The sequence below is a fragment of the Streptomyces sp. NPDC046215 genome (genome assembly GCF_040646215.1).
GTDB classification, from domain to species: Bacteria; Actinomycetota; Actinomycetes; order Streptomycetales; family Streptomycetaceae; genus Streptomyces; species Streptomyces stramineus.
In genome coordinates this window covers 59747-67452 of the sequence record NZ_JBEYZW010000039.1, presented here as the reverse complement: position 1 = coordinate 67452, position 7706 = coordinate 59747, and the positions used below count along the sequence as shown (strand labels likewise).

At 75.1% G+C, this 7706-nt stretch carries 9 protein-coding genes; 7 read left to right on the top strand and 2 right to left on the bottom strand.

What is annotated here, in order from left to right:
• Positions 1 to 198 precede the first annotated feature (198 nt).
• The 6 genes from ABZ951_RS18775 (at position 199) to ABZ951_RS18750 (ending at position 5040) form a co-directional block, all read left to right on the top strand.
• Positions 199 to 1152 (top strand): hypothetical protein, encoded by a 954-nt coding sequence (locus ABZ951_RS18775; RefSeq protein WP_344096568.1) that lies wholly within the window; start codon positions 199 to 201, stop codon positions 1150 to 1152.
• A 193-nt stretch (positions 1153 to 1345) separates the two neighbouring features.
• Entirely contained in the window at positions 1346 to 1480 is a 135-nt protein-coding gene (locus ABZ951_RS18770) for a lasso RiPP family leader peptide-containing protein (RefSeq protein ID WP_344096565.1), read from the top strand.
• Between the two features lie 9 nt (positions 1481 to 1489).
• Positions 1490 to 3364, top strand: coding sequence for an asparagine synthase-related protein (locus tag ABZ951_RS18765; RefSeq protein WP_344096563.1), 1875 nt, complete (start codon positions 1490 to 1492; stop codon positions 3362 to 3364).
• Complete coding sequence (locus ABZ951_RS18760; RefSeq protein ID WP_344096561.1) at positions 3361 to 3618, top strand: lasso peptide biosynthesis PqqD family chaperone; 258 nt, start codon at positions 3361 to 3363, stop codon at positions 3616 to 3618. The genes ABZ951_RS18765 and ABZ951_RS18760 overlap by 4 nt, the downstream gene beginning before the upstream one ends.
• Positions 3615 to 4034, top strand: a complete 420-nt coding sequence (locus ABZ951_RS18755; RefSeq protein ID WP_344096558.1) for a lasso peptide biosynthesis B2 protein — start codon at positions 3615 to 3617, stop codon at positions 4032 to 4034. Before ABZ951_RS18760 ends, ABZ951_RS18755 begins: the two co-directional genes overlap by 4 nt.
• Positions 4035 to 4143: 109 nt before the next feature.
• The gene (locus tag ABZ951_RS18750; RefSeq protein WP_344096555.1) at positions 4144 to 5040 is read left to right on the top strand and encodes a hypothetical protein; all 897 of its coding nucleotides are present in this window, start codon (positions 4144 to 4146) and stop codon (positions 5038 to 5040) included.
• 98 nt (positions 5041 to 5138) lie between these two features.
• Here the strand turns inward: ABZ951_RS18750 and ABZ951_RS18745 are convergent, their stop codons facing one another.
• The gene (locus ABZ951_RS18745) at positions 5139 to 6350 is read right to left on the bottom strand and encodes a CapA family protein (RefSeq protein ID WP_344096590.1); all 1212 of its coding nucleotides are present in this window, start codon (positions 6348 to 6350) and stop codon (positions 5139 to 5141) included.
• A 124-nt stretch (positions 6351 to 6474) separates the two neighbouring features.
• The gene (locus tag ABZ951_RS18740) at positions 6475 to 6969 is read right to left on the bottom strand and encodes an FBP domain-containing protein (RefSeq protein ID WP_344096552.1); all 495 of its coding nucleotides are present in this window, start codon (positions 6967 to 6969) and stop codon (positions 6475 to 6477) included.
• A 96-nt stretch (positions 6970 to 7065) separates the two neighbouring features.
• Here ABZ951_RS18740 and ABZ951_RS18735 point away from each other — a divergent pair, with 96 nt between their 5' ends.
• The gene (locus tag ABZ951_RS18735; RefSeq protein WP_344096550.1) at positions 7066 to 7644 is read left to right on the top strand and encodes a WHG domain-containing protein; all 579 of its coding nucleotides are present in this window, start codon (positions 7066 to 7068) and stop codon (positions 7642 to 7644) included.
• Positions 7645 to 7706: the final 62 nt, after the last annotated feature.

The window sequence follows — 7706 nt, the reverse complement described above, 5'->3', positions numbered from 1 at the left end:
CCCTTGCCGACACCCTGGGCCTACCCGTCGATACCCCGCAACGTCAACGGTTCTCAGCCGCATAGCACCCGGAGCCACCAAGCCGGCCCGCGCACTCGTACGAGGCACCCGGGGCCTCGTACGGGCACGGGAACGCGGCCCGGGCGGCAGAATCGGTGGACTTACCGTCCCGGCCCCGCCGCCCTGCCCGGAGGAGACATGACGAGATCCAAGGTCCTCCGGCAGGCGCACGGCCGTGCCGCCGGGGCCGCCGAGCGCGTACGCGGCGCCCTCGGCACCGCCACCGCCCTCGCCTCCCACCGGACGGCCGTCACCTTCAGGGACCAGCTCAAGGCGTCGATGATCGTTCTGACCTGCACCGACCTGCTGGAACACCTCGGCTGCCCGCGCAGAGCCGTCGACCATCTGCGCCCCGCCCTCCAGCACTTCGAGGCCCTCGTCTACCGCGGCGACCTCGCCTACGAGGAGCACCAGCGGTCGGGCACCCCCCTCGACACCGCCTGGCGCGAGGGCCTCGATGACATCCTCGCCGCCTACGGCCTGGCCACGGACGCCGTCGTCGTGGCGGAACTCGCCGCGCTGGACGCGTACTGCCGCCTGGAGACCGAGATCATGACCGGCGCGCGCTCCCTGGACACCGACGGCATCCACGCCACCTGCTACAGCCGTTCCTCCCACATCAGACTGCTGCTGCGCTTCGCCGAACGGCTGGCGGGCTTCACCGTCGGCGAGGAGTTCACGGCGCTCGCCCGCCATGTCTTCGCCCGTGACGAGGTGGTGGCCGACTGCCTCGGCTACCCCAAGGACGTGGCCGAGGACTCCTTCAACACCCTCCGGCTCCAGGTGCGGCTGCACGGCGTGGACCGGGCGGCCGCGGCGCAGGAGGCCCTGTACGCGCGCATCCTGCGGGACCTCGACGCGGCGCTCGCCCGCGCGGGCCGCCCCGCCCTGCAGGGTTTCGTCAACGCCTTCCTGCCGCGCCCCACCCTCAGCGGGGCGTGGCGCCACGAGCCCTGCGGCCGCGTCCCGCACGCGTGCCGCCTCGCGCCGCCGGCCGCGCTGCGCGCCTACTGCCGCCGCGGGACGGGCCGCAGCCGCCGCCTCGCGCCCGTGCCCGTGCCCACCCCCGTCCCCGAGGGCGGCGCCGGGTGACCGCCGCGGGCCGCGCGCGGGGAAGGCGGCGCGAGAGGACCGCCGGTGTTGCGCGCCCGGCCGCCGGGAGCGCCCCCGCACCACGAGAGCCCCTCCGGATCCCCGCCAACATGGTTGCCTTCTGTAGTCGAATGACTCCATTCTGTAATCATCCGGTGTTCACCGGGTGTGTACCGAACAGTGGGGAGCGGACGTGGAACAGCAAGGGACGGTGCCGGAGACGACGTACGAGACGCCCGAGCTCGTGGAGGTGGGCGAGTTCGCCGAGCTCACGCTCGGCAGCGGCGCGGTCCAGCCCGAGGGCTACTTCGCCTACTTCGGTATGTGAGAGGGAGCCGTGTCCGTCGGAGAAACGTTCATTGTCCTGCCGGACGGCGACGCGCTGCCCGCCGCCGTCCGCGCGTGGTGCGCCCGCCCCGGGGTGCAGGTGATCCCCCACGCCTCCGGCAGGCCGTGGCTCGTGGGGGACTGGGCGCCGGGCGCGGTGCGGGTCACCGGGGACGGCAGGACGCGCGTGGCGGTGGCCGGGTTCTGCCCGGTCACCGCCGACCGGCTGCGCCGGGCCGCACGCCGGACGCGCGGCATCGCCGGCCTGGACCGGGTGGCCGCCCAGCTGCCGGGCAGCGCCCACCTCCTGGCCTCCGCGGACGGCCGTGTCCGCGTCCAGGGGACGGCGTCCGGGGTGCGGGCGGTCTTCCACACCCGCGTCGGCGGCGTCACGGTCGCCGCCGACCGCCCCGACACCCTCGCCCGGCTCGCCGGCGCGGACCTCGACGAACGCGCCCTGGCCCTGCGGCTGCTCACCCCGGCCGTGCCGTACCCGCTGCACGAACGCCCGGTGTGGCGCGGCGTCCACGCCGTCCCCCCGGGCTGCTGCCTCCTCCTCGAACCCGACGGCACCGCCCGCACGGTCACCTGGTGGACGCCGCCCCGGCCGGTCCTCTCGCTCGCCGAGGGCGCCCCCGCCGCCCGCGAGGCCGTGGCGGAAGCCGTCGGCGCACGGGTCGCGGCCCAGGCGGAAGGGGCGGTCAGCGCCGATCTGTCCGGCGGCATGGACTCCGGCGTGGTGGCCCACCTGGCCGCCGCCCGCACCACCCTGACGACCCTTCACATCCCGCAGCTGGACCCGGCGGGGGACGACGCCCCCTGGGCGGCCCGCATCGCCGGCCGCCTCCCGGCCGCCGGCCCGCTGCGCCTGGAGTACGCCACCACGCCGACGATGTTCGCCGGCCTCGCCCAGGGCGCCCCCGGGCTGACCCTGCCGGCCGAACCGCCCTACTGGGTCCGGGCCGGAGCCCGGTTCGCGGAGATCACCCGCCGCGTCGCCGCCCACGGCTCCCGGCTGCACCTCTCCGGCCACGGCGGGGACGAGCTGTTCCACACCCCGCCGCCCCACCTGCACAGCCTGGCGAGGTCCCGGCCGTGGGCCGCCGCGCGCTGCGTCAGCGGCCGGCGCGCACTCGCCCACTGGCCGCTCGGCGCCACCTGGCGGGCCCTGGCCGACTCGCGCGACCTCCCCTCCTGGCTCGCCCGCAGCGCCGTCCAGCTGAAGGCCGCCCCGCCCTCCCAGTTCCACCCGCAGCTGGGCTGGACCCCGGCCCTGCGCATGCCCCTGTGGACGACCCCCGCGGCCGTGCAGACCGTCCGCGACCTGCTCGTGGAGGCCGCCAGGGAACGGCCCGAGCCGCTCGCCCCCGGCCGGGGCCCGCACACCGTCGTCAACAACATCCGGTTCGCCGGCAGCATGATCCGCTACGCCGAGCGCCTCATGGCCGCCGAAGGCGTGCGGCTCGCCGCCCCCTACCTCGACGACCGGGTGATCGAGGCGGCCCTCGCCGTCCGCGCCCACGAGCGCGGCACCCCCCGCCGCTACAAACCGCTGCTCGCCGAGGCGATGCGCGGCCTGGTGCCCGACGACATCCTCGGCCGCCGCACCAAGGGCGACTACAGCGAGGACACCTTCGACGGCCTGCGGCGCCACCGCGCCACCCTCCTGGAGCTGTTCGACGGCTCGGAGCTCGCCCGGCTCGGCCTGATCGACGACAGGGCCGTCCGCGCCACCCTGCGCACCACCCACTCCACCGTCCTGCCGATCCTCGCCCTGGAACCCACACTGGCCTGCGAGGTGTGGCTGCGCAGCCTGCGGGGGGCCGCCGCCCCGGCCGCCACCCCAGCCACCCCCGCCACCGTCGTCACGGGAGGAGCCCCATGACCTTCGCTCTCGGCACCGACGTCTCCCGCGCGGAGACCGAGCACGGCACCGTCCTGCTCGACCAGCGGCGCGGCCGCTACTTCCAGCTCAACTCCTCCGGCACCTTCATCCTGCGGACCCTCCTCAACGGCGTCACCCCCGACCACACCGCCGAGGTCCTGTCCGAGTGCTACGGCGTCGACCGCGACCGCGCCCACGCCGACGTGGCCTCGCTGGTGGACTCCCTGCTCACGAAGGGGCTGGCCCGCGCGTGAGCTGCCCCATAGCCCTCGGCCGGGCGGCGCCCCCGCCCGTGCGCCGCCGCCTCGCCGCGCGTCTCGCCGCCCTGGCCGCCCGGCTCCTGGCCGCCCTGCCGCCCCGGCGCATCCGCACCGCCCTGACCGTCCTGCGGACCGGGGCCGCCCCGGCCACCGCCGGACAGGCCCTGGCCGCCCGCGAGGCGGTGGTCGCCGTCAGCACCCGCTGCGCCGGTCAGAACTGCCTGCAGCGCTCCCTCGCCACCGCGCTGCTGTGCCGCATGGGAGGCACCTGGCCGACCTGGTGCACCGGCGTGCGCACGGCCCCCTTCCGCGCCCACGCGTGGGTCGAGGTGGACGGCGTCCCCATCGGCGAGCGGGAGCCCCCCGGTTACTACACACCTACTCTCACGGTTCCCCACACAACGCGCTGACTCTTCACCGCCGCGAGGCCGCCCCGGGCCCCGCGCTGCTCTACCCCACGTCCGTGACGGGTAGGTCTACTCCGCTGGTCTCCACTCAATCGCGGTAGTGAGGGATGCGATGACCGATACCCGAGACAGGTCCGCAGCGGACGACGGGCAGGCCGTGGCCGCCGCCGTGCAGGGCAAGACCCGGTTCGACGACATCTACGACCGCCCCGATCCGACGGAGTACTTCCGTACCCTGGCGCGCCTGGAGTATCAGACGCCCCACCACGCGCAGCGCGTCTTCGAGCGTCTGATCGCCGCCCGGGCCGCGGCCGCGGCCGAACGGCCCGTCACCGTCCTGGACGTCTGCTGTTCGTACGGGATCAACGCCGCTCTCCTCAATCACGACCTGACCCTGGCCGACCTCTACGCCCGCTACACCGACGCCCACATCCTGGGCGAGGGTCCCGAGCAACTGGCCGAGAAGGACCGGGTCTTCTACGAGGAGTGCCGCCACGGCGTGACCACCCGCGTCATCGGCCTGGACTCCGCGCCCAACGCGGTGGCCTACGCCCGCGGTGCGGGCCTGCTCGACGCCGCGTTCGGCCAGGACCTGGAGCGGGCGGAGCCCGGCCCGGAGCTCGCCGCGGCGCTCCGCCCGGTCCAGCTGATCACCGTGACGGGAGGGATCGGCTACATCACCGACCGCACCCTCGAACGGATCCTCTCCCACGTCGACGGCCCCGTCTGGGTGGCGGCCTTCGTCCTGCGGACCGTGCCCTACCGGTACGTCGCCGACGCCCTGGAGCGGTTCGGCCTCCACACGCAGAAGGCGACCTCGCGCACGTTCCCGCAGCGCCGCTTCAGCGGAGCCGACGAGCAGCGCAGCGCCATCGAGGCCGTACGCGCCACCGGCGCCTCGCCCGAGGGCAAGGAGACGGCCGGGTACTACCACTGCGACTTCTACCTCTCCCGTCCCGCCGAGCACCTCTCGCTGTTCGCCGTCGACGATCTGCTGAGCGTGTCCTAGCCAGGCCGGCCGCCGCCCGGGCGGCGGCGCGCGGGGCGGGCCGGTGACTCCCGTCCCGCGGTCCGGCACCGGGCCGGGGAGGCCGCGGCCGCCGGGGGTCAGGGGGCCATGACGAGCCCGTCCCCGTCCGCACCGCGCGAGAGGACGGCTGCGCGGATCGCGGCCCGCGCGGCGCCGAGGTCGGTGCGCCCGGGCCGGGCGTCGAGGGCGCGGTTGAGGTCGAGGACCCGCAGCGGAGGCCCCTGGTCGGTGAACTGGGGGAGGAACTCCGCCTTCACCACCCGCCAGCGCGTGCCCGCCGTCGTGGGCGGCGCGAAGGTGAAGCGGGCGAGGGAACTCTGGTTGCCCCGGATGTCCGGCTCGTCCCCGGGGTGGAACATCCGCCCCGCCAACTGGTCGCCCATCCCGTAGACGACCCAGGTGCCGTTGACCTTCTCGTACGCCTGGGGCACGTGGTTGTGCGTGCCGAGGATCAGGTCGATGTGCGGGCGGGCGGCCCCGCCGGCGGCGGTGAGGGCACGGGCCAGGGCCAGTTGGCCGGCGTCGGGCTCCTGCTGCCATTCCGTGCCCCAGTGCAGACTGACGACGACCACGTCGGCGCCTGCCTTCCGGGCGGCACGGGCGTCGGTGAGGATCCGGCCGGTGTCGATGAGGTTCACGGTCCAGGGGCGGCCCTCGGGCACCGGAATGTCGTTGGTGGCGTAGGTGTACGCCAGCTGGGCCACTGTCGCCGGTCCCGCCGGGAGCAGGGTCACCCGGGCCGCCTCCGCCGCCGAACGCGCCGATCCGGCGTGCCGCAGCCCCGCCGCGTCCATCGCGGACAGCGTGCGGGAGACGCCCGCGCCGCCGGCGTCCAGCGTGTGGTTGGAGGCCGTCGAGCAGGAGTCGTACCCGGTCTCCCTGAGCGCCCGGGCGATCTGCGGGGGCGACACGAACCGTGGGTAGCCGCTGAACGGCCCCTTCTCCGGCCCGTACACCGTCTCCATGTGACAGATCGCCACGTCGGCGGCGGACACGGGCGGCTTCACCCCGGCGAACATCGGCCGGAAGTCCGGCCCGTCGCCCGCCCGCGCGCCGTCCTGCCGCGCCTGGCGGATGACCTCGTCGTGCGGCAGGACGTCACCGGAGGCCACCAAGGTGAACGTCCCGTCCGTGCGTGCCTCTCCGGCCCGGCCAGCGGTCCGGTCGGCCCGGTCCGGCGGCGCGCAGCCCGCGGAACCGGCCAGTGCCAACACGGTGCCCAGCACGCCGAGCGTGCCGAGCACTCTCACGGCGGCCCGGTGCCCGGCCGCCCGCCTGCGCCTTCGCATGGTCATTTCCACGTTCTACCGGAGGCGTGCGGGCGGCGCAGGCCGGTGGGGTCCGGACGGGGGCCGCCGGTGGGCGGCGGTTCCGTGCGGGTCCGGGCCCCTCGCCCCGGCGCCCGCCGCCCGCTCACGCGGCGAGCTGGTCGAGGAAGGCGTGCAATTTGCCCCGGGTGCGCTCTATCTGCTCCTCCACCGAGAGGGACTCCTTGAAGCGGCCCCCGGGCTCCGGGCTCTTCTTGCCCCGCACGTACAGGGAGCAGGCCAGGTCGGTGCAGATGTACGCGCCCGCCGAGTTGCCCTGCCGGCCCGCCTGGCCGGCCTTGCGGGCGGTCATCAGGGAGACGCCGTTCCCCGGGTGGGTGGTCAGGCACAGGGAACACATGCTGCGGTGGAGGAAACCGCGCTGCTGGGCCGGGAAGCGCAGGGCCACGCCGACGAGGCGGCCGTCCCGCTCGGTGACGATGTACGTCCGGTCCGGCGCCGAGGGGTCGCGCCACCCCAGGAAGTCCAGGTCGTCCCAGGGCTGTTCCGCCAGATCCCGTGGTACCGCCAGCCGCTTGGCCTCCCCTTTCGAGCAATTGATGAACGATGCGCGAATGTCCTGCTCGGTCACTGCCTTCATGAGCCGGACGCTAACAGCGCCCGCCGAAAGGCGGCAAATGTATATTAGGCAGAAACCTAGGGGGTCTAGGTTCGGCTGAGGTGGCGGAGGGCGCGGATGCCGCGTGCGGGTCTGACGGCCGAGCGCGTCGTGGAGGCGGCGGCGGAGCTGGCCGACGCCGTCGGGCTGGAGTACGTGACGCTCTCCGCCCTGGCCCGGAGCTTCGGCGTGAAGGACGCCAGCCTCTACTCCCACGTCAAGAACGTCCGAGAGCTGCGCGAACGCGTCGCGCTCCTGGCTTCGGGCGAGTTCGCGGAGCGCCTCACGGCCGCCGTGGCCGGCCGGGCCGGGAAGGACGCCCTGGCCGCGTTCGCCGCCGCCTACCGGGCCTTCGCGCTCGCCCACCCCGGTCGCTACGCCGCCACCCAGCTCCGGCTCGACCCCGCGTCGGCCGCCGGCTCCACGGCCCACGCCCGCGTCGTCGAGACCACCTACGCGACGTTCCGCGCCTACGGGCTGGCCGAGCCCGACCTGACCGACGCCGTGCGGCTGCTGCGCAGCACCTTCCACGGGTTCATCACCCTCGAAGCCGCCGGCGCTTTCGCGCACCCACGGGACCCGCAGGCGTCCTGGGCGCGGGCCGTCGACGCCCTCCACGACACGCTCACGCGCTGGCCGGCCCCCGCCGCGGACTGACGGGGGGCGGCGGACCGGCACCGGGCGGGGAAATGGCTTCGACAGGCGTCGCCTTCCCCGGC